Raw genomic sequence first — 20,868 nt, 5'->3', positions numbered from 1 at the left:
GGATCAGCCGTGCGCGCGCACGTCGACGAGCACCTTCATCGCCTGGGCGTTGCCCAGCGACTCGAAGGCCTGGAGCGTCTGTTCGAGCGGGACGATGTCGGTGATGAGCGTGTCAGCGGGGATCTCACCGGCGGCGATGAGGTCGATGGCGCGCTCGAAGTCCTCCCGCTCGTACACGCGAGCACCGAGGATCTCGAGCTCCCGCCAGAAGACCCGCTGGAGGTCGATGAGGACCGGCTTCGGGTGGATCGCGACCATCACCAGACGTCCGCGGACCTTCGCGTGAGCGGTGGCGTCGAGCGCCGTCGCGGGGATCCCCGCCACCTCGAAGACGACATCGGCGCCCGCTCCCGCGGTGAGTTCCTGGACGATGTCGCCGAGGTTCTCGGAGATCGGATCGACGACGTGCGCGCCGTTGGCTGCGGCGAGGGCCCGACGGTCGGCGTTCGGCTCCGCGACGATGACCCTCGCGCCGGTACGAGCGGCCACCAGCGCGATCAGCTGGCCGATGGGTCCTCCCCCGATGACGAGTGCCGTCTCGCCGGCGACGAGGCGTGCACGGCGGACGTCGTGCGCGGCGACAGCGAGCGGCTCGACCAACGCCGCATGGGCGAGGGAGACGCCGTCGGGAATCGGGATGACGACCGATGCCGGAACATTCCACAGCTCCTGAAGAGCCCCCGGCGTCTCGATGCCGACGAAGTCCAGGTTCTGGCAGATGTGCGAGTTGCCCGCCCGGCAGGCAGGGCAGTCCCCGCACCAGACGAGGGGCATGACGGTCACGGCCTGCCCCGGCGTCACTCCGTCGACGCCGTCGCCGACGGCATCCACCGTGCCGCTCATCTCATGGCCGATCGACTGCGGGACGGTGACCCGGTGATCCATGTTCCCGTGCAGGATGTGCAGGTCGGTCCCGCAGATGCCGGTGTAGGCCACACGGATGCGGACCTCGCCGGCTCCGGGCGCGGCCTCGGCGGTCTCGACGGTCTCGATGGACCCGTTGCCGGTGTACTGTGCGGCGCGCATGCGCTGCTCCTTTCAGAGGAGGTGACGGGTGACGCGTCGCGTCACGAGTGAAGGTCGCGGATGTCGATGTCGACGCGGGCGCCGACCGAGGAGAGGGTCACCGGACGTCGACGATCCGCGAAACGCGTGATGTGCGCGCCGAGTGCGCCCTCGTTGAGGGCGGTCAGCCCCGCGCGGGTCAGCTGAACCTGTTCGTCGACGACGGTCCACGAGATGTCGACGCGGATGCCGGGACGGGCGATGAGTCCCTCGACGGATCCGTCGCCGAACGAGCGCGGGAGTGCCGGCAGCAGTTCGATCTCGCCACGGTGCGATTGCAGGAGCGCCTCAGCGATCCCCGCGACATACCCGAAGTTCCCGTCGATCTGGAACGGTGGGTGCGCGGCGAGAAGGTTCGGGTAGACGCCGCCGACCCAGGCTCCCCGATCGATGCTCATGTCACGGAAGACGAGAGCCAGCAGATCGTCGATCCGCTCGGCATCGTGCAGCCGTGCCCGCAGCGCGAGCTTCCAGGCGAGAGACCACCCGGTCGACTCGTCTTCGCGTTCGTCGAGGAATGCGGTCGCCGCGGCGGCCAGGTCATCCGAGACGGGACCGTCGCCGGGGTAGAGGAAGAGCAACGGAGACAGGTGCCGGTGGTGCGGGTCCACCTGCTCGAAGACGTCGCGCCACTCCTGCACAGCACCGGACGGCCCGAGGGGAATGCCCGGCAGCCGGTCAGCCGTCCGGCGAGCACGCTCCACGACGAGGTCGTCCCGGATCCCGAGCGCCTCCGCCGTCTCGACGAGCGCGTGCAGGTGGTCGCCGATCAGCGAGATGTCGAGGGTGGAGCTGACCGCGACCTCACCGATCTCGCCGTCCGGCGTGCGGAAGTCGTTCTCCGGCGACGTCGACGGTGCCGTCGCGAGCTCGCCGGTCTCGGTCTCCACGAGCCACGCGAGTGCGAACTCCGCGCCCGAACGCAGCACCGGGTAGGCGCGCTCGAGAAGTGCACGGTCTGCTCCGCGGTAGCGCGCGCTGTCGGTGTACTGCCGGCTGAGCCAGAGGCCTGCGAGCGGCCAGAAGGCCCACTTGGGGTTGTGCCTGCCCCCGCCGACCGGGCGCGTGTACGCCCATGCATCGGTGTTGTGATGAGCGGTCCAGCCGGGAAGACCGTAGAGGTCGGTCGCCGTGCGCTCCCCCTCGCGCGCCAACGCGTCGATGAGGTCGAGATACGGTTCGACGAGCTCCGGCATCGCCGCCGACTCGGCCGCCCAGTAGTTCATCTGCACGTTGATGTTCGTCGTGTAGTTGGAGCTCCACGGTGGTCGAAGGGAATCGTTCCAGATGCCCTGCAGCGTGGCCGGGAGCGTACCGGGACGCGACGACGAGATCAGGAGGTAGCGCCCGTAGTGGAACATCAGGGCCGCCAGTTCCGGATCGCCCGAGATGTCGGCGACGGCGTGCGCGTTGACGGATTCCAGCCGGGCGTCGAGCGGCAGCGGCGTCGAGGTCCCGAGCTGGAGCTCCACGCGCTCGTAGAGTTCCCCGTGGTCCGCGATCTGCTGCTGGACGACGTGGTCGACGCCGTCGGATATCGCTGACTGCACGCGCGACTCGGCGGTGTCCCCAGCGCCCTGAGCGGTCCCCCGAGGCATCCTCCCTATGCCCTCGAACGTGGTCGCCGATGAGTACACGACCGTGATGGTACGAGCACCCCTGACCGTTGCGAAGACGCTGCTTCCATCGGCGGAATAGCTCGCACTCCCGTCATGAATGAGCCGAAAGGCGGCGGCACCCTCGAGGTGCGGGTCGTCCGTATAGGCCACTCCCTCCTCTGCAGAGTCATGCGACGGTGTGACGTCGCTCGGCATGCGCACGAGAAGCCGACCACCGTCGTCGCTGTGCGACGCATCGAGCACCTGAAGCATCGAGCTGATGGCGAAGACCACGTCGGTGGGCGCACTGGTCGAGATCTCGTGCACCAGCACGTCGTGCGGAGCGCTGACGTACGTGCGCTGCTCGACGACGAGGTCCGGCCATTCCGTGCGAGTCAGGTGATGAGCGCGGGCGAGATCCAGGCGTCGATGGAACGACACCGGATCCTCGCGGTCTGCGCCGAACACGACGTCGACGTCCGCGAACGGGAGGTAACTCTGCGTGTGGCGATGCTGCAGACGCTGCACGGCCGCCGCCGCGTCGACGTAGTCGCCGGCGAGAGCCGCGGTGCGCGCACGGTCGACCGTATCGATCGCATCGTGGGGGGAGATCACCGGGTCACAGTGATTCGACGCGGGCGAACCCGACCAAGCTGTGTCATCGTTGAGTTGCAGACGCAACTCTCGTTCAGCGGCGTGGACCATCGCGCCGATATGCCCGTTCCCGAGGGGAAGCGCCTGCGTCCACGCAGTTGCGGGCGTATGGAGAATCAGGTCGTGAGCGGTCATGCGGTGCTGGCTCCGTCGGCAGTCTGGGCGGGTGGGGCGGGTTGACCCCGCTTCGGATTGATCAGATCTATTATGAACCATACCCGGCGCAGATGGCCAGAAAAGCCGCTTCCGACGCAGTAAGCACATGGATTGATTGGACGAATATGTCTGAGGATGCTCTCACCGACCTGCCGATTCTCGACGACCGCACGGCGATGTCGCAGAGTGACGTGGTGGTCCATGAGATCAAGAAGATGATTCTCGGCGGCGAGCTGTCGCCCGGCTCCAAGCTGCCGATCGAGAAGGATCTCGCACCTCGACTCGGCGTCTCCCGTGGGTCGCTGCGGGAAGGCATCCGGGCGCTGTCGAGCATGGGCGTCCTCGAAGCGCGGCAGGGCGCCGGCACATACGTGACGGCGTTGGAGCCGTCGATCCTCCTCGCGCCCATGGGCTTCGTCGTCGACCTGCAGCACTCCGCAGGAGTCGCCCAGGTGCACTCCGTCCGTCGAGTCCTGGAGACCGAAGCCGCGGGACGAGCCGCCGGCGTGATGTCCCCCCAGGCGCTCGAGGAAGCCACCGCGATCCTCGACGAGAGCGAACAGGCGATCGCGGACCGCGATCACGAGGCGGTCATCGACGCGGATGTCCGGTTCCACCAGCTCATCGCACGCAACTCGGGCAACGCGGTGCTTGCCGCTCTCATCGAAGCACTGTCGTCTCGCACGGTGCGGGACCGCCTGTGGAGGGCGATCTCCGACGAGAACGCCGACGCGGTCACTCTGGGCGAGCACAGGGCGATTCTGCGCGCCATCTCCGACGGAGACAGCAGCGCCGCGCAGATCCGCATGGCCAACCACCTGCTGGCGGTCGAGGACTTCCTGCACGAAGCCCCCCAGAGCTCGACCGAACTCTGAGGGGCTTCGCCCCGCACGCGCTCTCAAGCGGTCTGCGCTTCGACCACGGCGGCGCCCGCCCAGTAGGTGCCGAACGGGTAGGCGAACTCGACGAGTGTGGACTCGTGCATCTCGGCCGAGTACCCCGGCAGCGTCGGCACCCGGTACGCGCCGTTCTCGACGATGCAGGGGTCGACGAAATGCTCGTGCAGGTGGTCGACGAACTCGGTCACGCGGTTGTCCAGGCTCCCCGAGATCGCGACGTAATCGAAGATCGAGAGGTGCTGCACGAGTTCGCACAGCCCGACCCCGCCGGCGTGGGGGCACACGGGCACATCGAACTTCTTGGCCAGGAGGTACACGGCGAGGATCTCGTTGATGCTGGCCAGGCGCGCTGAGTCGAGCTGGCAGAAGTCGATGGCCTCGGCCTGGAACATCTGCTTGAAGAGCACACGGTTCATGCCGTGCTCCCCCGTGGCCACGCCGATCGGAGCGACGGCGCGACGGATCGCCGCATGGCCGAGGATGTCGTCGGGGCTCGTGGGCTCCTCGATCCAGAGCGGGTCGAACTCGGCCAGCTCCCTGACCCAGTCGATGGCCTGCGGCACATCCCACACCTGGTTGGCGTCGATCATCAGGTGAGCATCCGGACCGATCTCCTCGCGCGCGATGCGGCAGCGACGGATGTCCTCCTGCAGGTCCGCGCCGACCTTGAGCTTGACGTGCCGGTAGCCCTCGGCGACCGCCTCCCGCAGCAGACGTCGCATCTTCTCGTCCGAATAGCCGAGCCAGCCCGCACTGGTGGTGTAGCAGGGGTACCCATCGCGCTCGAGCTCGGCGATCCGATCCGCCCGCGTCGGCGCCAGATCGGTGAGGAGCCCCACGGCCTCCTCCCGGGTGAGAGCGTCGCTGAGGTACTGCAGGTCGGCGATGTCGACGAGTTCCTCCGGCGACATGTCGGAGAGCAGACGCCACAGGGGCTTGCCTGCTCGACGAGCCGCCATGTCCCACAGCGCGTTCATGACGGCGGCCATGGCCAGGTGCTCGACGCCCTTCTCGGGGCCGAGCCAGCGCAGCTGCGAGTCGCTCTTGAGCTCGCGATATGTCGCGCCGAGGTCGTCGAGCAGTTCGTCCGCATCGCGCCCGATGAGCGGCTGAGCGCGCTGTTCGGCGGCGAGGACGCAGATGTCGTTGCCGCGGCCGATGGTGAAGGTGAATCCGAACCCGCGGAGGTCCGGATCGTCGGTGCGAAGAATGACGTATGCGGCGGAGTAGTCGCCGTCCTTGTTCATCGCGTCCGAGCCGTCGGCCGTGAGAGAAGTGGGAAAGCGAACGTCGACGACGTCGACGCCAATGATGATGGTCATATCGGTCTTTCTTCTGAGAGAGGTGAGGTCAGTCCTTGGTGCTGCCGCTGGTCAGTCCGTTGACGATGAAGCGGAGACCGAACAGCACGAACAGCACCGCCGGGACGGCGAGGAGCACGAGGCTGGCGTTGTAGCGTCCGAAGTCTGCGGGGCTGCGGCCGAGGACGTTCGAGAACGAGGACACCGCCTGGGCGGCGCTCGTCAGCGACGGGTCGGTGAAGAGCATGGAGGGCCACAGGAAGTCCTGCAGCGACCAGATGAAGCAGAGGACGATGAGGTTCACGATGACGGGTCGCGCGAGCGGCAGGAACACGTGCCAGAACGCGCGGAAGTGACCCGCCCCGTCGAGCATCGCCGCCTCCATGAGCGAGTCGTCGAGGTTGCGTCCGTAGTTCCGCATGAGCATGACGCCGAAGGGGATCGTCAGTGCCGCTTCGGGCAGCGCGACACCCAGGTGGGTGTTGAAGAGTCCCAGCTCGCCGGTGATGTGGAAGACAGGCACGATGAGCGCTGTCCCCGGCACGGCGAGGAACAGCAGGATGCCGACGAAGCTCAGCTCGCGTCCGCGGAACCTCACCTTCGAGAGCGCATACCCCGCAGTCGTCGAGACCACGACGACGAGGAGCGCATGGAAAACGCCGATGACGAACGAGTTCACGTACGTCATGAGGATCGGGACGCCCCCGACGGGCTGCGTGAACAGTGTCAGGTAGTTGTCGATCCCGGCGCCCTGGAAGGACTTCGCGATCATCGCGTAGAGGGGGAAGGCGAACAGCACACCCATGACGATGAGGAGTCCGTAGATCACCGCCCGGTCGGGCCCTCGGGTGATGACGAGTCGCATCGGGTTGTCCGCTGCGGCGATCCGGCGTCGTTCGCGTCGCGTCGGGGTGGACCGCTGCGCGGCTTCGCGCGCGAGGACGGTCGTCGTCTCCGTCGAGACCGGGGGCATCTGCGTGGTGGTCATCGGTCGGCCTTCGGGGTGCGGGTGGCGTACATCTGCACGAGCGAGATGACGAGGGCGATGAGCAGGACGACGACGGATGCCGCCGACGCGAAGCCGATGGTCTTGCCGCCGGAGTTCACGTACCCGTAGAGGTAGGTGCCCACGATCTCGGTCGTGGTTCCGGGGCCGCCGTCGGTGGAGAACAGCACCTGCTCCAGAGCGCGGAAGGAACCCAGCAGCAGAGCGAGGATGACGGTGATGTGCGTGCCTCGCATCATCGGATAGATGATGGAGCGCATGATGCGGAACGTGCCGGCGCCGTCGATCCGCGCCGCCTCGAGGGACGACGTCGGGAGTGCGGCGAGATCGGCCGTGTAGTACATGACCGGCAACCCGATCAGGTAGCAGAAGATCACTGCGACGGCACCGTATGCGAGCCCGGGTTCCGTGAGCCATGACTGTGCCAGAGCTCCCAGCCCCACACCGCGCAGGGTCTCGTTGAGGACGCCGAAGCGCTCCTGCAGCATCGAGCCGAAGATGGTGGCCACGAGCGAGACCGGCATGAGCGCCGGCAGCAGGAAGACGAGGTAGAAGACGCGTCGGCCCCGCACCCCGGTGGACAGCGAGACCGCGATGAAGAAGGCGACGGTGAGTGCGGCGACGATGCTGATGGCCGCGTAGACGAGGTTGTTGCCGATGGACTGCCAGAACACCGAATCCGACAGGAGCAGCGCGAAGTTCTCGAAGCCCACCTCCACGGGGCGCAGCAGGGAGATACCGACGCGCTGCATGCTTGTCTGGCCGAGGAAGAAGATGCTGTAGAGGAAGTAGACGAGGTAGATCACCAGCAGCGGGCTGAGGAAGACGAGGGCGACGAGCCCGTTGCCGCGCTTCCGGCGCTTCGTGGTGGACTGCTCGCGCTCGCGGGTTTCGGTGCTCACGGGAGTGCTCCAGGTAGGACGGATGGGGTTTCCCGGCTCGCGCATCACTCGGGTGCGCGAGCCGGGCGGGTGCGGCTCAGGCTCAGAAGTTGCCCTTTTCGAGCTCTGCCTGGTCAGCGTCTGCGGCTTCCTTCGCCGTCATGGACCCGAGCAGGACCTGCTTGACGTTCGCCCCGACGGAATCGGAGAAGGCGCCCATGTTGTTCCGGTCGCCGCGCGGGTTGTTGATGAGGTCGAGGAGCGTCTGGTAGCTCTGCTTCTGCAGGTCGGTGGTCAGCACGCCCTCCGGGAGCGTGTAGCCGTCGACAGCCGGCACACCCTTCAGCGCGCTCGCCCACTCGTCGACACCGGCACCGGTGGAGAGGAACTCGACGAACTTCGCGGCCGCCTCCTGCTTCTGCGACTCTGCGGGGATTCCGACCAGCACGTCGAGGAACGCGCGAAGCGATACGTCCTCGGCCGACTCCGCGGGCACCGGCACGACGCCGTAGTTGCCGGTGAGAATGCGACCGACCTCCCACGAGCCGTTGAACGCGACGGCGGACTTGCCTTCTTCGAACACGGTCATCGCCGTGCCGTAGTCCATGTCCAGCGTGGCGGCGTCGAAGGTGCCGTCGTCGTAGAGCGCCTTGTACTGCTCGAGGCCCTCGACGTAGGAGTCGGTGTTCCACTCTCCGTCGTCATAGCGGACGCTGTTGAAGAACTCCGGATCGCTCTGGCCCACGATGGTGAGTGCGACCTCGTCCTGGAACCAGTCGTCGCCCGGCATCGTGACGGGGAGGATGTCCCCGCCCTGTGCGGCGAGCGCGTCGCTGAGAGCCTTGAACTCGTCCCAGGTCTGCGGCGGCTCCACGCCGAGCTCCGCAAGGATGTCGGCGTTGTAGATGCCGATGGCCGATCCCGTCGAATACAGGGGAACGGACAGGAGGGTGCCGTCGGTGAAGAGGCGCTCCGTCTGGTCGATCGTCGACTCCTGGAACTTCGACGTGAGCTCGTCGCCGTTCTCCCAGTCGGAGACGGGCAGGAGGTAGTCCTCCACTTCGCTGGCCCATGCGCTCGGCTGCACTCCGAGCACGTCGATGTCCTCGCCGGCGCCGAGGGACTGGGCGACCTTCGCCTTGTAGTCGCCCTGCGGGATCTCGGTATACTCCACCGCGATGTCCGGGTTCTCGGCCTCGAAGGCCTCGATGATCGGGGTGACGACGGCCTCGCCCGGGGCACCGTCCCAGCTCCAGTAGTTGATGGTGGTGACTCCACCCTCATCGGCGGGTGCGCCGCCGCTCGCGCACGAGGTGAGCGCCAGGGTTGCGCCCACGGTCAGAGCCAGCGCCATCGCCGGTCGCGTGTGTGTCATCGGGTCCTCCGTTGTGACCTTGGTGTGTGGGTTCCAGGCCGACGACGCTTGCAGGGCTTCGTTGGCCACATGAGGTGCTTTCATCAGACACATTACACGACTTAAGCGATTTCTATCAGTGAAAGCCATGCAATACGGCATATTCATCTGATGAATAAAGCGATGCGCCAAGCGGGAAGGAGGGACAGGTCAGCCTACGTCAATCTATACATTTCTGTGATTTAGAGGTAGATTCCACTGTAATCAACAGAAAAGCGGTGATTATGGACGAAGCACAGTTCGGCGCTCAGATACGGCGTGCCCGCCTGCTCGAAGACATCGACCAGCGCGCTCTCGCCGACGCCGCGAACATCAGCCCCACCACGCTGATGAAGCTCGAGAAGGGGCAGGGGTCCACCCTGACGACCCTGCTCAAGGTGCTGCGCGCACTGGGGCGCGAGGACTGGCTGGCGACCCTGGAGCCCGTACCCACGGTGAGCCCGCTGGCTCTCGCCAGAGAAGCCGAAGGTCGCCAGGAACCCCAGCGCGTCTCGCGGAAGAAGACCCCATGACCTACACGCATGTCGAAGTCCTCCGCGTGTACATCTGGGACGAGCTCGTCGGCGCAGTCGCGCCTTCCGGCCGCGCGTACGCCTTCGAATACGCGTCGTCCTGGCGCCGCCGTGGCATCGAGCTCGCCCCCGTGCTCATGCCCGCTTCACCGCCGCGACGGTCGCAGCGCGTCTTCAGCTTCCCGGGGCTGAACGAGCAGACCTATCAGGGGCTGCCGCCGATGCTCGCCGACTCGGTCCCCGATCGCTTCGGCAACGGAATCATCGACAGCGTCCTCGCGCGCGAAGGGGTGCTTCCGCGCGACGTCAACGCTCTCGACCGCCTCGCCTATGTCGGAGCGCGCGGCATGGGCGCGCTCACCTTCGCCCCAGCCTCGTCTCCACGAGTGGAGCACACCGCGGTCGAGATGAACCACCTCGTCGAGGCTGCGCGCGCAGCCCTCCGCGGTGAACTCGACAGCCCCCAGGTGGCGACTGAGTCGCTGAACGAGCTGATCCAGGTCGGCACCTCCGCCGGCGGCGCCCGGGCCAAAGCCGTCATCGCATGGAACACGACGACAGGCGAGATGCGCGCCGGCGGCATCACCGCGCCCTCGGGGTTCGAGCAGTGGTTGGTGAAGTTCGACGGTGTCGGCGCAGACGACCAGCTCGGTCAGGCCATGAGCTACGGCCGCACCGAGTTCGCGTACTACCTGATGGCAACCGCGGCCGGTGTGGAGATGAGCGAATCCCGCCTCCTCGAAGAAGGCGGACGAGCGCATTTCATCACGCGACGGTTCGACCGACCGGGAACAGATGGCGAGCGACTGCACATGCAGTCGCTCTGTGCGATCGCGGCGATCGACTTCAATGCGATCGAGACGAACGACTATGCCTCACTGTTCACGGCCGCCGCCGAACTCGGCATAGACGACACCGCGCAGCTGTTTCGGCGCATGGTGTTCAACGTCCTCGCCAGCAACAATGACGATCATTCCAAGAACCATGCCTTCCTCATGGATCGGTCCGGCACCTGGGAGGCGTCGCCTGCGTACGACATCACCTTCGCCTACAACCCCACCTCGCCGTGGACAGCGAAGCACCTGATGAGTGTGAACGGGAAGTTCGATGCGATCACACGCGGCGACCTGCATGCGGTCGGCGAGATCTTCGACGTTCCCGGCTACCGGCGCATCGTGCGCGAGGTCGAGGACGCTGTGAGGCGCTGGTCCGAATTCGCCGCCGAGGCGGGTCTCCCCGACGAGCGAACCGTCGAGGTCGCCACCCGACTAGAAGCCGTCGCGCTCCGATAGCTGTGAAGGACGACACCAGGGCTCCGAGCGGGACGATGCCGGCCCAGAATCAGAGAGTGACTGCTCGTAGGATTCCCTCATGACACGGCCGCTCTCGCTGACCACGTTCGCGCAGTCGGCGTCGGCGACCGATTGGCACGACATCGCGGATCTGTTCGTCGCGAGCTTCTCCGTCTCCCCGTACTTCGAGGACCCGAGCGAGCTCCGAACAATCGCAGAATGGGGGCCAGCGATGCTCGCCCGCGACGGCCGATTGGTGACGGCACGAGCAGACGGAGAACTGGTGGGGTTCGCTCTGGCTCACGGACTGAGCGATGACGCCCCCTGGCAGCGCATCCTGTCGCAACTCGCTGGCAGCGAGCAGGCGGCCGCCGCCCTCGCGACACCGCAGAACGCTCTCGTGGTGCATGAGCTGGCGGTGCGGGAGTCGGAGCGCGGGCGGGGCGTAGCTCGGGCGTGCGTGCGAGAACTCCTCGAGGGCCGGTCCGAAACCCAGACCTTCATCGGCGTGTACGAACGAGCCACCGCGGCGCAGGCGATGTACCGCCACTGGCACTTCGATCCGATCGGTCACGTTCCCTTGACCGGCGACGCCATCGCGCTGCACGTCCTCGCTGCGCCGACGTCGCAAGCTCTCACACGGTTGACGCGTATGAGTTCGCCGATCGTCGCCGATCGCCCCGGCAACCCACCGGCGATGACAGGCAGCAGTTCATATGACGGGAGCCGTTGAACAAGCCGGGACTCATCGTCTCCGCACGCGACGAGGCTCCGCCTCGGCCGTCAGGCCGGCTGGCTGTCCGCGCGCTCGCGCACCGGCCACCGGAACTGGTCGACGAACCCGGCGACCGTCGTCGAGCGCGTCATGAGCACGAACAGGCCGTAGCCGATGATCCCGCCCAGGATGTTCGTCAGCCAGTCGTTGATGTCCGCGAGGTGCCCGCCGAGGGCGATCCGTGCGGTGGCCATCTGCGTCAGCTCGATGGCGAGGCTCGCACCGGCGACGATCACCACCACCTTCCACCAGCTCGGCCGCGCGGCGAGCAGCGGGACGAGCATCCCGAGCGGGATGAACACCGCGACGTTGATGAGAGCGTCCTCGACCCCGTAGTCGACGAACGGCACGAGGTAGAGCGGAAACGGACGCGGCCCGTCGTAGAACCCCGTCCCGACGCGGAGGAAGATCGGGAAGACCGTGTTGGCGAGCACACCACCCGCATAGACCGCGAGCACGGCGGCGACGCTCGCCCGGGGAAGCGTGACGCGACCGCGGGAGCGGAGGACCGCCATCAGCAGGAGGAAGACCACGACTCCGAAGGGGATCACGATCGGGAGCATGGGGACTTCGATGAACTTCATTCACTGCTTTCGGGGACTGCATGGTGCGGTGCGGGCGCACCGCACCGATCGTACAAGTATCGGGAACCGCCTCGCGCGCAGGCATGCGGTGCGCGGCTGAGGCGGCTGCACATCGCACGAATCGCGTCGGTGTTCGCGTCTCCCCCTCCCCTGTCGAACACGATCGGTCGAGGGAGGCACGGGACACGAGCGTCGCGCCATCGCGCCAGCTGAGACGACGCAGCCTCGTCAGTTAGTCTACGGTGTAGATATACGAAGGGGAATCATGAGCGACACACGATTGGGGCTGAGCGGCATCCGGCGGTCCTTCGGCGAGCATGCGGTGCTCTCCGGCGTGGATCTCACCCTGCCCGCGGGTCAGATCCTCGGTCTCCTCGGACCCAACGGCGCAGGCAAGTCCACCCTGATCGCCATCGCCACCGGGTCGCTGGCACCCGATTCCGGGTCGGTCACGGTCGACGGCATCGACCTCGCATCCCGCCGCGAGAACGCCGCCCCCCTGATCGGCAGCGCGCCCCAACGCCTCGGCATCTACCCCTCCCTCAGCGTGCGAGAGAACGTCGAGGCGTTCGCTCGCCTTCACGGCGTTCGCGGACGCGAGCTGCGCGCACGATGCGCGGCAGTGATCGAGGGGCTGGGGCTCACGAAGAGCACCGGCGTCCGCGCCGAACAGCTCAGCGGCGGGCAGCAGCGTCGACTGCACCTCGCGATGGCGCTCACCCACGCCCCGCGCCTGTTGTTCCTCGACGAGCCGACCGTCGGCGCCGACGTGGAATCGCGCCAGCAGATCCTCGACCTGGTGCGCCGCATCGCCGACGACGGAGCATCCGTTCTCTACACCACCCATTACCTCACCGAGCTCGAGCAGCTCCCGGCACGGCTCGCGCTCCTGCAGGACGGCGTGCTGCGAGACCTCGGAGACGTCAGCGAAGTGGTGAGGTCGCAGGGCAGCGACGGTGTGCGGGTGCGCCTGCAGACCAGCACTCCGCCGCCTGCCGGCTGGGTGCGCGAGGGCGACTGGCTCGTGCGCGGCTCGACGGGCACGAGTGCGGGCGAGCTGCTCGCCGAGCTGATCGCGCGTCTCGGCGAGAGCGCGAGCGCGATCGTCGACGTGCGGTTCCCTCGCCCCACCCTCGAAAGCGCGTACGTGCGTCTGCTCCGCGCGCAGGAGACGCCGACGCTCGACGACGAGGAAGGCCACCGTGCTGCGGCATAGCCTCGCGGTCGCTGCGATCGACGCGCGGATCCTGCGGCGTGACCCGTCACCCGTGGTGGTCATGACGGTGATTCCACTCGTCTTCGTGCCGTTCTTCGTCCCCGGTGCGCAGGCGCAGCTCGCCACCGCCGGCTATGCCTCTGCGTCCGGCGTCGAGTACGCCGTCCCCGGCCTGGCCGTGCTGTTCGCCCTCCTCTGCGTCCAGCAGGTCGTCACGGCGTTCTTCCGCGATCATCAGTGGGGCACGTGGGACCGACTGCGGACGTCGCCGGCCCGCAGCGTCGACCTCCTCCTCGGCAAGTCGCTGACGGCGTTCGCCGCCCAGCTGCTGCAGTTCGCGGCCGTGCTCGTCGGCGGGGCGCTCCTCTTCGGCTATCGCCCCAACGGCTCCGTGCTCGGGCTGATCCTGGTGCTCGTGGCATTCTCGTCGGCGATGATCTGCTTCGGGCTGCTGCTGGTGTCGGCAACCCGATCTCTCGAGCTCGCACTCGTCATCGGCAACGTGCTCGCCATGCTCATGGCGGGTGTCGGCGGCGCATTCGGACCCGTCGAAGCGCTGCCGACCTGGATGCAGACCATCGCTCCGGCGTCACCTGCATACTGGGCACTGCAGGCCATGCGCTCACTCACCCTGGATCGCGCCGGGGCTCTCGACGCGCTCGGCCCGTCGATGGCGCTCTTCGGCTTCGGTGCCGGCTTCGTCCTGCTCGCCGTCGCTCTGCTCGCCCTGCGCAGGGGGAAAGGGATCTCATGATGACACCTCGACCGGAGCGGTTCTCCCGCACCGACGTACTGACGGCGGCTCTCGAGCTGATCGACGCCGACGGCCTGGATCAGCTCACCATGCGCCGCCTGGGCACCGCACTCGGAGCGGATCCGATGACTGCATATCGACACTTCGCCGGGAAGTCGGACCTCGCCGCCGCACTCGCCGACGAGTTCTGGACGGGACTCTCCCTGCCCTCCGCCTCCGGCGTGCCGGACTGGCGCACCTATGCACGGGAACTGATGCGGGTCATCCGCGCCGAGCTCGCCGCGCGTTCCGGACTCATCCCGATCGTCGCGACGCACCCGATCACCTCTCCGGCGGCGCTCGCCGTGGCCGACGAGGCCATCGGCATCCTGCTCGACCTCGGGGCTCCCGTCGACCCGGCCCTCGGCGACCTCGTCAACGTGCTCGTGATGATCACCGTCGCCTCAGCGATGGGAGAGTTCAGCACCCCCGCAGGGTCGGAGTCCGCCGAGGCGAAGACGACCGAGGACGAGCACGAGCACGAGCACGAGGACACCGAGGCCACGCTGCTGTCCTCGCTGCCCCACCTCGGCCGGATCATCGCCGCAGGGTGGGCGCCGTCGGCAGAACGGCAGTTCGAGGCGGGCATCGGCGCCATCCTGCATGGTTGGCCGTTCGCCCTCCCCCCGGCATCGTGAGGGCGTCCTCGACCGCGTGGCGGATGGCATTCGCTCGCATCCGCGGGAATCCCGTGAGCAGCGTCTCGCTGATCCTGCTGATGGCGATCAGCTCCGCCACCGCCGGCGCGGGTGTCGCCACCCTCGTCTCGACGATCGGGGCGACGGAACGGCTCTTCGCACTCGCCGAAGCGCCGGACGCCGTGCAGATGCACGTCGGTCCGTTGGAGACCGCGTCCCTGGATTCCTTCGTCGCAACGCACCAGGACATCATCGACGACCACCAGGTGCAGGATGCTCTCCAGCTCGACAATCAGGATCTCCGCGTGCAGGGGACGTCGGACGCCGCGCGCGACGGCGTGATGGACCTCCTGCTGGTCACCCAGAGTCCTCGATTCGACTTCCTTCTCGGACCGGACGGCACGCCGACGAACGTCCGCGACGGTGAGATCGCCGTGCCCGGCTACTACGCCGATGCCTACGATCTCGTGCGCGGCGACCCGGTCGAGATCTCCGCGCACGGCGACGTGCGGACGTTCACCGTCGCCGACATCGTCCACGACGCCCAGATGGGGCCGAGCCTGGTCAACTCCAAGCGGTTCGTGGTGTCCGAGGGGGATTGGAACGACCTCGCCGAACGGCTTCCCGTGGAGCACATCATCACCTTCCGCCTGGTCGACGATGCGGGTGATCGCTTCGCGGAGGCATACCGCCAGGCCGGGCTCCCGGCCAACGGTGCGGCCGTCGACGGGAGCCTGCTGCGTCTGATCACCGCGCTGACAGACGGCATCGTCGCCATCCTGACGATTCTGGTGAGCATCGTCCTGCTCGCCATCACGATGCTGTGCCTGCGGATCATGGTCCTCACCGCCCTCGAACAGGATGCACGCCGGATCGGTGTGATGCGGGCGATCGGCTTCTCTCACCGCGAGGTCTCCTCGACACTGCTCCTCGGATACGCCGTGCACTCGGGCCTCGCGGTGCTGGTCGCCCTGCTCCTGGTCTTCCCCGCATCCGCGCTTCTCCGAGGGGGCGATGTCGCCCCCTCGGTCGGGCGCGACGACCCGGGGAACCTCGCGATGCTGCTGGCCGTCGTGGTCGCATCCGTGATCCCGACCGCGCTCGCGGCGCAGCTGCTGCGCCGGGTGCGCCGCGTCAGCCCCCTGCTCGCGCTGACGAGGCCAGGCGTATCGGCGCCGACCCGACGCCGTCCGCGTCCGCTGCGCTGGCACCTTCCGATCCCGGTCGGTGTCCGCCTCGCCGTCCGTGGCCTCACGACCCGGGTCACCGCCGCCGTGCTGCTGATCGTCATGGTCGGCTGCGCCGTCGCGCTGGGGGCTCTGCCCCAGCGAGTGACCCAGACGGTCGCGGCGCCCGACTTCGTCACCACCATGGGGGTCGGCCAGAGCGACCTGCGCGCGTTCCTCCGCGAGGGTGGCGACGCCGACGCGGGGGCACAGCTCGAACGATCCCTGCACGATGACCCCGACATCGACCGGTTCGCGAGGACGACCAGCTTTCGGGTCGCGCTCATCGCCGACACCCGCACCGAGGACGTCGCCCTGGAAGTCGGCGACATGTCGGCGTTCCCCCTCTCGTATGCCCGCGGTGACGCGCCCGCGGTGCCCGGCGACATCGCGCTGTCGACGCTCGCCGCCGAAGAGGCCGGCGTCGATGTCGGTCAGTCCGTCGAGGTGGACTCGGGTGGTGCGAGTCATCGATACCGCGTCACGGGCGTGTATCACGACATCACGAACGGGGGACGGTCGGGGAAGACCGTCGAACTGCACGGCGACCAGGGCGTCCCCCTGTGGCAGACGTTCGTGATCGACCTCCGCGATGGCGTCGATCAGAGGAGTAAGGCCTCGGCACTCGCGCTCGACCACCCCGCGGCGGCGGTCACCGAGCTGGACCGGTTCGTCCACTACACGCTGGGCGACACGGTCGAGCGCCTGAAGACGGCGGCGATGATCGCGTGGGTGGCCGCCGCGGTGGTGATGCTCCTGGTGTTCGCGCTGCGAGGGCGGCTCGAGGCCGCTCGCGACGAGTCCGACCTGCGCCTGCTGCGGCTTCTCGGCTGGTCGCGGGGTGAGCTGCGCACGATCGCCCTGGTCCGGTCGGTGGGAGTCGCCGGGGCGGGTCTTCTTCTCGGGTGGATAGCGACGGAGTCGCTCGGGCCCGGAGTGCTGGGCGCCACGCTCTCCTCATTCGGCGGGGGCGCCACAGACCTCGTCGCAGCGAATGGCTGGAGCCTGATCACCGGACCCGTGGTGGCTGCCGCCGCCGTGGTCGGCGGCCTCATCGCCTCAGCCCACAGCCCGGCACTTCTCAACGAAAGCTGACCGCCATGCATCCATCGTCCTCACTCATCACGGCGCGCGCAGTCACCCGACGCTTCGAGTCGGCCGCCGGCGACTTCACCACCGTGCTCGACGCGATCGACCTCGACGTCATCGCCGGCGACTATCTCGCTCTCACCGGTCCCAGCGGATCCGGGAAGACGACTCTGCTGTCGTGCCTGAGCGGCTTGGACCGGCCGTCGTCGGGATCGGTGCACATCGGCGGCGACGACCTCTCGGCGCTCGACGACAGGGCCCTTGCACACGTCCGGCGCACCACGCTCGGATTCGTGTTCCAGCGCACCGACCTCCTCGACGAGCTGTCCGTGATCGACAACATCCTTCTCCCTGCGGTGCGACGGCGGGGCAGGGTGTCCACAGAGACCCTGGCCGCCACCGCGCAGCTCATGGATCGGCTCGGAATCGGGCAGCTCGGCACCCGTGCGCCGCACGAACTCTCCGGTGGTCAGAGGCAGAGGGTCGGCATCTGCCGCGCACTCGTGAATCGCCCGCCGATCCTCATCGCGGATGAACCGACGGGCGCCCTGCACCGTGAGGCGACCGACGACGTTCTCGACGTGTTCGATCAGCTGAACGCCTCGGGCATGACCATCATCGTCGTCACGCACGACCCTGTGGTCGCGCGACGGGCACGCTCACGCCGCCATCTCGTCGACGGGCGCATGATCGACGCCGTTCCCGCCTAGCCCCCACCCGCACACCCGCACTCACATTGAGGAGAATGACCATGGATGTACCCGCCCTGCCGACGCTCGAATGGACGAACGGCGAACTGGATGCGAGCTATGACGACGACGCCGGGGAGCTCACCCTTCACGCGGCGCCGGGAGGGGATTGGACCAACGACCCGCTCGGCGGTCCTGCACAGCACCGCGCGAGCATGCTGGGCTTTCGGACCGACGGCGACTTCACGCTGAGCGCTCGAGCTCGCGTGGTCGGGGAACGGACGACGTTCGACGCCGCAGTGTTGGGGCTCTGGAGCGATGAACGCCACTGGGCGAAGCTCTGCTTCGAGTATTCGCCCGACGGCCGGGCGATGGTCGTCAGCGTCGTGACCAACGAGTTCTCCGACGACTGCAACTCCGCCGTCGTCGGGCTCGACTTCGTCTATCTCAGAGTCGCCCGCATCGGAGACGCGTTCGCCTTTCACGCGTCCGATGACGGCGACCGGTGGGAGTTCGTCCGGGTGTTCCGGCTGAAGTCCGACCTCCCTGTGACGGTGGGCTTCATGTCACAGGCGCCGATGGGAGAGGACTGCATCTCGCGTTTCAGCCGGATCCGCTTCTCGGCAGGAGGTCCGGCCGATCTCCGCGACGGTTCCTGACACCGGGCTCGACAGCAGCGCCGGGAGGTCGAGCGCGCAATGCTCGACGGGAGACGGGCCCGCAAAGATTCCGTGATCAAACCGTTGCATTCGTTATCTCGCCGTTATAGAGTGATCGCACGGTGAATGTTTGCTGTGGCATCCACCTCATGTGATTGCAGGACACTCTTGGTGCAAGGGACAAGGGCCGGTCGGGAGCCTCTCCGACCGGCCCTTTACTGTTGCCAGTACGCTGTTCCCATGACCGATCGCAAGCTCGCCCTCGAGGCATGGGAGAGCCTGTTCCGCGCTCAGCACGAGCTGTTCACCGAGATGAACACCGACTTCGAGGGCAGCGATCTCGCGCAGGCCGAGTACGACGTGCTGCTGACGGTCACGCGATCGCCCGGCATGACCGCACGCCTGCGCGACGTCACCTCGAACATGCTCATCAGTCAGCCGAGCGTCTCACGTCTGGTCGACCGGATGGTGTCGCGCGGTCTCGTCGAGAAGGCCCCCGACCCCGAAGACGGACGCGGAGCGCTGATCACCGCGACCGAGGCCGGAGCCCGCGAGTTCCGCAGCCTGGCGACCGTGCACGGCCGATCGATCGCCGAGCGGATGTCGGTGCTCGAGGACGCCGAGCTGAAGACGCTGCGCGACCTGGCCGAGAAGCTCCGCGGTCGCTGACCCATCCCGACGGCCTCCGCCGTTTTCTGGCAGGGTGGAACGGAGTTCCAGCATCTTCGCGCCGGAACGTCAGACCACCCCCTCGGGGGGAACCAGGGAGGTCATTCATGGAGATCGCCGGAATCGTCGGCATCCTCGTCATCGTCGGCATAGCGGTCGTCGCCGCTGTCGTCGTCCTGCTCATCCTGCTGCTGTTCGCACGCAGCTGGATCAAGGTGGCGCGCGCCGATGAGGCGCTCGTCATCTCGGGACGCAAGCAGAAGGTGGCACGCGCTGTCATCGGCGCGGACGGCTCGACCAGAGACGAGATGTCGGAATCGCCCGTCACGGTCATCGTGAACGGCAAGTCGCTGGTGAACCCCATCACGCAGCGCCACGAGATCATCTCGCTGCGCTCGCGTCAGGTCTCGCTGAACGCCGAGGCGCAGTCGCTCGACAGCGTGACGCTCAACGTCGACGGCGTCGCCATCGTGAAGATCGGCTCGGACCCCATCCTCGTGCGCCGTGCCGCCGAGCGTTTCGCCTCGCAGGACAAGGCCATCGAGCAGTTCACCACCGAACAGCTCGAGGGTGCGCTCCGTGGCATCGTCGCGACCCTGTCGGTCGTCGAGCTCATGCGCGAGCGCAAGAAGTTCTCCGACCAGATCGCCGCCGACGTCTCGCAGGAGCTCGCCGAGCAGGGTCTGATCCTCGACTCCTTCCAGATCAAGGGCATCACCGACAAGGTCGGCTACATCCAGTCGCTGGGTGCTCCCGAGATCCAGGCGAAGCGTCAGTCCGCCGAGATCTCGCAGACCAACGCCGACCGCGCGATCAACCAGAAGAACATCGCCAACCAGGAAGCCAACCTGGTCGAGCAGACCGCGCTCGACACCAACACCGCCAACGCGAACGCCGGCATCGGCCGGGCGCGCGCCGAGGCGGAGCAGGCCGAGAACCTCGCCCGCGAGCAGGCCCAGCAGGCCGTGCTGCAGCAGCAGGCCGAGAACCGCCAGGCTCAGCTCGACGCCGACGTCAAGCGCGTCGCCGATGCCCAGCGATACGAGGCCGAGACCCGCGCGCAGGCCGAGCTCTACACGCGTGAGCGTGCGGCAGAGGCCGGCGCGATCGAGCAGGTCAAGCAGGCCGAGGCCCGCACCCGCATCGCCGAGCAGCAGGCTCAGGCCGACAAAGCCAAGGCCGACGGTGAGGCCGCGGCCGCGATCGCCCGCGCCACCGGTGAGGCCGACGCGCTGCGCGCCCAGGCCGAGGCCGAGTCCGAGGCCCGCCGCCTGCGTGCGAACGCCGAGGCCGACGCCATCCGCGCCGAGGGTGAGGCGCGAGCCGCCGCCGTCGAGGCCGAGGCGAAGGCCATCGCGTCGAACCAGGACGCGTTCCTCTCGCAGCGCGTGCTCGATGTGCTGCCGTCGATCATGGCGGAGTTCTCGAAGGGCTACGCCGCGATCGGCAACGTCTCGATCATCGGCGGATCCGGCGACGACGGAGCGTCGAACGTCGTCGGCGCCGACAGCGCGAAGGCACTGAAGTCGGTGTTCGACAGCGTCAGCTCGGCGACCGGGCTCGACCTCGCGTCGATCATCCAGGGCCAGGCTGTGGGCCGGGGCATCGGAGAGGGTGTGGCCGCGGCCTCCTCGCCGGCGCCCACCCGCCAGCCGAACCCCACGACTCCCCCGCCGCCCGCGTCGGCGCCGGCGGAGCCCGCCGCGGAGTAGCAGCAGAGCCAGCCGGGCTGGCAGCCGGACACAGCGGATG

General features: G+C 67.7%; 19 protein-coding genes. 12 read left to right on the top strand and 7 right to left on the bottom strand.

Annotation, left to right across the window (positions count from 1 at the left end; all coding sequences use genetic code 11):
- Positions 1–3: 3 nt before the first annotated feature.
- Both HWD99_RS01220 and HWD99_RS01215 read right to left on the bottom strand, forming a co-directional pair.
- A complete protein-coding gene (locus HWD99_RS01220; RefSeq protein WP_241794418.1) occupies positions 4–1,026 on the bottom strand; it encodes a zinc-binding dehydrogenase in 1,023 nt (340 codons plus the stop codon).
- Positions 1,027–1,067: 41 nt separating this feature from the next.
- Positions 1,068–3,452, bottom strand: coding sequence for a glycoside hydrolase N-terminal domain-containing protein (locus HWD99_RS01215; RefSeq protein ID WP_241794417.1), 2,385 nt, complete (start codon positions 3,450–3,452; stop codon positions 1,068–1,070).
- Positions 3,453–3,598: 146 nt separating this feature from the next.
- Between HWD99_RS01215 and HWD99_RS01210 the strand changes: the two genes are divergently transcribed.
- Entirely contained in the window at positions 3,599–4,348 is a 750-nt protein-coding gene (locus tag HWD99_RS01210; RefSeq protein WP_241794416.1) for a FadR/GntR family transcriptional regulator, read from the top strand.
- A gap of 23 nt (positions 4,349–4,371) precedes the next feature.
- Here HWD99_RS01210 and HWD99_RS01205 read toward each other — a convergent pair whose 3' ends face one another.
- The 4 genes from HWD99_RS01205 to HWD99_RS01190 all read right to left on the bottom strand — a co-directional run bounded on the left by HWD99_RS01205 (position 4,372) and on the right by HWD99_RS01190 (position 8,935).
- On the bottom strand, positions 4,372–5,694 hold the full coding sequence (locus HWD99_RS01205; protein WP_241794415.1) for an L-fuconate dehydratase: 1,323 nt from the start codon (positions 5,692–5,694) through the stop codon (positions 4,372–4,374).
- A gap of 28 nt (positions 5,695–5,722) precedes the next feature.
- The gene (locus tag HWD99_RS01200; RefSeq protein ID WP_241794414.1) at positions 5,723–6,661 is read right to left on the bottom strand and encodes a carbohydrate ABC transporter permease; all 939 of its coding nucleotides are present in this window, start codon (positions 6,659–6,661) and stop codon (positions 5,723–5,725) included.
- Entirely contained in the window at positions 6,658–7,581 is a 924-nt protein-coding gene (locus HWD99_RS01195) for a carbohydrate ABC transporter permease (RefSeq protein WP_241794413.1), read from the bottom strand. Before HWD99_RS01195 ends, HWD99_RS01200 begins: the two co-directional genes overlap by 4 nt.
- A gap of 82 nt (positions 7,582–7,663) precedes the next feature.
- The gene (locus HWD99_RS01190) at positions 7,664–8,935 is read right to left on the bottom strand and encodes an ABC transporter substrate-binding protein (RefSeq protein WP_241794412.1); all 1,272 of its coding nucleotides are present in this window, start codon (positions 8,933–8,935) and stop codon (positions 7,664–7,666) included.
- Between the two features lie 263 nt (positions 8,936–9,198).
- Between HWD99_RS01190 and HWD99_RS01185 the strand changes: the two genes are divergently transcribed.
- The 3 genes from HWD99_RS01185 (at position 9,199) to HWD99_RS01175 (ending at position 11,511) form a co-directional block, all read left to right on the top strand.
- Positions 9,199–9,486 (top strand): helix-turn-helix domain-containing protein, encoded by a 288-nt coding sequence (locus tag HWD99_RS01185; protein WP_241794411.1) that lies wholly within the window; start codon positions 9,199–9,201, stop codon positions 9,484–9,486.
- Positions 9,483–10,778 (top strand): type II toxin-antitoxin system HipA family toxin, encoded by a 1,296-nt coding sequence (locus HWD99_RS01180; RefSeq protein WP_241794410.1) that lies wholly within the window; start codon positions 9,483–9,485, stop codon positions 10,776–10,778. Before HWD99_RS01185 ends, HWD99_RS01180 begins: the two co-directional genes overlap by 4 nt.
- 79 nt (positions 10,779–10,857) lie before the next feature.
- The gene (locus HWD99_RS01175) at positions 10,858–11,511 is read left to right on the top strand and encodes a GNAT family N-acetyltransferase (RefSeq protein ID WP_241794409.1); all 654 of its coding nucleotides are present in this window, start codon (positions 10,858–10,860) and stop codon (positions 11,509–11,511) included.
- Between the two features lie 50 nt (positions 11,512–11,561).
- Here the strand turns inward: HWD99_RS01175 and HWD99_RS01170 are convergent, their stop codons facing one another.
- Positions 11,562–12,137: a VanZ family protein gene (locus tag HWD99_RS01170; protein WP_241794408.1), complete on the bottom strand. Its 576-nt coding sequence runs from the start codon at positions 12,135–12,137 to the stop codon at positions 11,562–11,564.
- 265 nt (positions 12,138–12,402) lie between these two features.
- Between HWD99_RS01170 and HWD99_RS01165 the strand changes: the two genes are divergently transcribed.
- The 8 genes from HWD99_RS01165 (at position 12,403) to HWD99_RS01130 (ending at position 20,828) form a co-directional block, all read left to right on the top strand.
- Entirely contained in the window at positions 12,403–13,353 is a 951-nt protein-coding gene (locus HWD99_RS01165) for an ABC transporter ATP-binding protein (protein WP_241794407.1), read from the top strand.
- Positions 13,340–14,107, top strand: coding sequence for an ABC transporter permease (locus tag HWD99_RS01160; protein WP_241794406.1), 768 nt, complete (start codon positions 13,340–13,342; stop codon positions 14,105–14,107). The genes HWD99_RS01165 and HWD99_RS01160 overlap by 14 nt, the downstream gene beginning before the upstream one ends.
- Positions 14,107–14,784 (top strand): TetR/AcrR family transcriptional regulator, encoded by a 678-nt coding sequence (locus HWD99_RS01155; RefSeq protein ID WP_241794405.1) that lies wholly within the window; start codon positions 14,107–14,109, stop codon positions 14,782–14,784. Before HWD99_RS01160 ends, HWD99_RS01155 begins: the two co-directional genes overlap by 1 nt.
- A 53-nt stretch (positions 14,785–14,837) precedes the next feature.
- Positions 14,838–17,105, top strand: coding sequence for an FtsX-like permease family protein (locus tag HWD99_RS01150; RefSeq protein WP_241794404.1), 2,268 nt, complete (start codon positions 14,838–14,840; stop codon positions 17,103–17,105).
- Positions 17,106–17,110: 5 nt separating this feature from the next.
- On the top strand, positions 17,111–17,809 hold the full coding sequence (locus tag HWD99_RS01145) for an ABC transporter ATP-binding protein (protein WP_241794403.1): 699 nt from the start codon (positions 17,111–17,113) through the stop codon (positions 17,807–17,809).
- Positions 17,810–17,850: 41 nt separating this feature from the next.
- Positions 17,851–18,447 (top strand): DUF1349 domain-containing protein, encoded by a 597-nt coding sequence (locus HWD99_RS01140; protein WP_241794402.1) that lies wholly within the window; start codon positions 17,851–17,853, stop codon positions 18,445–18,447.
- Between the two features lie 240 nt (positions 18,448–18,687).
- A complete protein-coding gene (locus HWD99_RS01135) occupies positions 18,688–19,116 on the top strand; it encodes a MarR family winged helix-turn-helix transcriptional regulator (RefSeq protein ID WP_241794401.1) in 429 nt (142 codons plus the stop codon).
- Positions 19,117–19,223: 107 nt separating this feature from the next.
- On the top strand, positions 19,224–20,828 hold the full coding sequence (locus tag HWD99_RS01130) for an SPFH domain-containing protein (protein WP_241794400.1): 1,605 nt from the start codon (positions 19,224–19,226) through the stop codon (positions 20,826–20,828).
- Positions 20,829–20,868 lie beyond the last annotated feature (40 nt).

This window comes from Microbacterium sp. C5A9, assembly GCF_022627955.1.
In the GTDB taxonomy this organism is placed as follows: domain Bacteria; phylum Actinomycetota; class Actinomycetes; order Actinomycetales; family Microbacteriaceae; genus Microbacterium.
This window is presented reverse-complemented; position numbering and strand designations above follow the sequence as displayed.

What these genes read in the sequence shown, in the direction of transcription:
- HWD99_RS01170 (WP_241794408.1), bottom strand. Translation starts at nt 12,137, where the DNA reads ATGAAGTTCATCGAAGTCCCCATGCTCCCGATCGTGATCCCCTTCGGA.
- HWD99_RS01210 (WP_241794416.1), top strand. Translation starts at nt 3,599, where the DNA reads ATGTCTGAGGATGCTCTCACCGACCTGCCGATTCTCGACGACCGCACG.
- HWD99_RS01165 (WP_241794407.1), top strand. Translation starts at nt 12,403, where the DNA reads ATGAGCGACACACGATTGGGGCTGAGCGGCATCCGGCGGTCCTTCGGC.
- HWD99_RS01140 (WP_241794402.1), top strand. Translation starts at nt 17,851, where the DNA reads ATGGATGTACCCGCCCTGCCGACGCTCGAATGGACGAACGGCGAACTG.
- HWD99_RS01205 (WP_241794415.1), bottom strand. Translation starts at nt 5,694, where the DNA reads ATGACCATCATCATTGGCGTCGACGTCGTCGACGTTCGCTTTCCCACT.
- HWD99_RS01175 (WP_241794409.1), top strand. Translation starts at nt 10,858, where the DNA reads ATGACACGGCCGCTCTCGCTGACCACGTTCGCGCAGTCGGCGTCGGCG.
- HWD99_RS01185 (WP_241794411.1), top strand. Translation starts at nt 9,199, where the DNA reads ATGGACGAAGCACAGTTCGGCGCTCAGATACGGCGTGCCCGCCTGCTC.
- HWD99_RS01220 (WP_241794418.1), bottom strand. Translation starts at nt 1,026, where the DNA reads ATGCGCGCCGCACAGTACACCGGCAACGGGTCCATCGAGACCGTCGAG.
- HWD99_RS01215 (WP_241794417.1), bottom strand. Translation starts at nt 3,452, where the DNA reads ATGACCGCTCACGACCTGATTCTCCATACGCCCGCAACTGCGTGGACG.
- HWD99_RS01190 (WP_241794412.1), bottom strand. Translation starts at nt 8,935, where the DNA reads ATGACACACACGCGACCGGCGATGGCGCTGGCTCTGACCGTGGGCGCA.
- HWD99_RS01135 (WP_241794401.1), top strand. Translation starts at nt 18,688, where the DNA reads ATGACCGATCGCAAGCTCGCCCTCGAGGCATGGGAGAGCCTGTTCCGC.
- HWD99_RS01155 (WP_241794405.1), top strand. Translation starts at nt 14,107, where the DNA reads ATGACACCTCGACCGGAGCGGTTCTCCCGCACCGACGTACTGACGGCG.
- HWD99_RS01130 (WP_241794400.1), top strand. Translation starts at nt 19,224, where the DNA reads ATGGAGATCGCCGGAATCGTCGGCATCCTCGTCATCGTCGGCATAGCG.
- HWD99_RS01180 (WP_241794410.1), top strand. Translation starts at nt 9,483, where the DNA reads ATGACCTACACGCATGTCGAAGTCCTCCGCGTGTACATCTGGGACGAG.
- HWD99_RS01145 (WP_241794403.1), top strand. Translation starts at nt 17,111, where the DNA reads ATGCATCCATCGTCCTCACTCATCACGGCGCGCGCAGTCACCCGACGC.
- HWD99_RS01200 (WP_241794414.1), bottom strand. Translation starts at nt 6,661, where the DNA reads ATGACCACCACGCAGATGCCCCCGGTCTCGACGGAGACGACGACCGTC.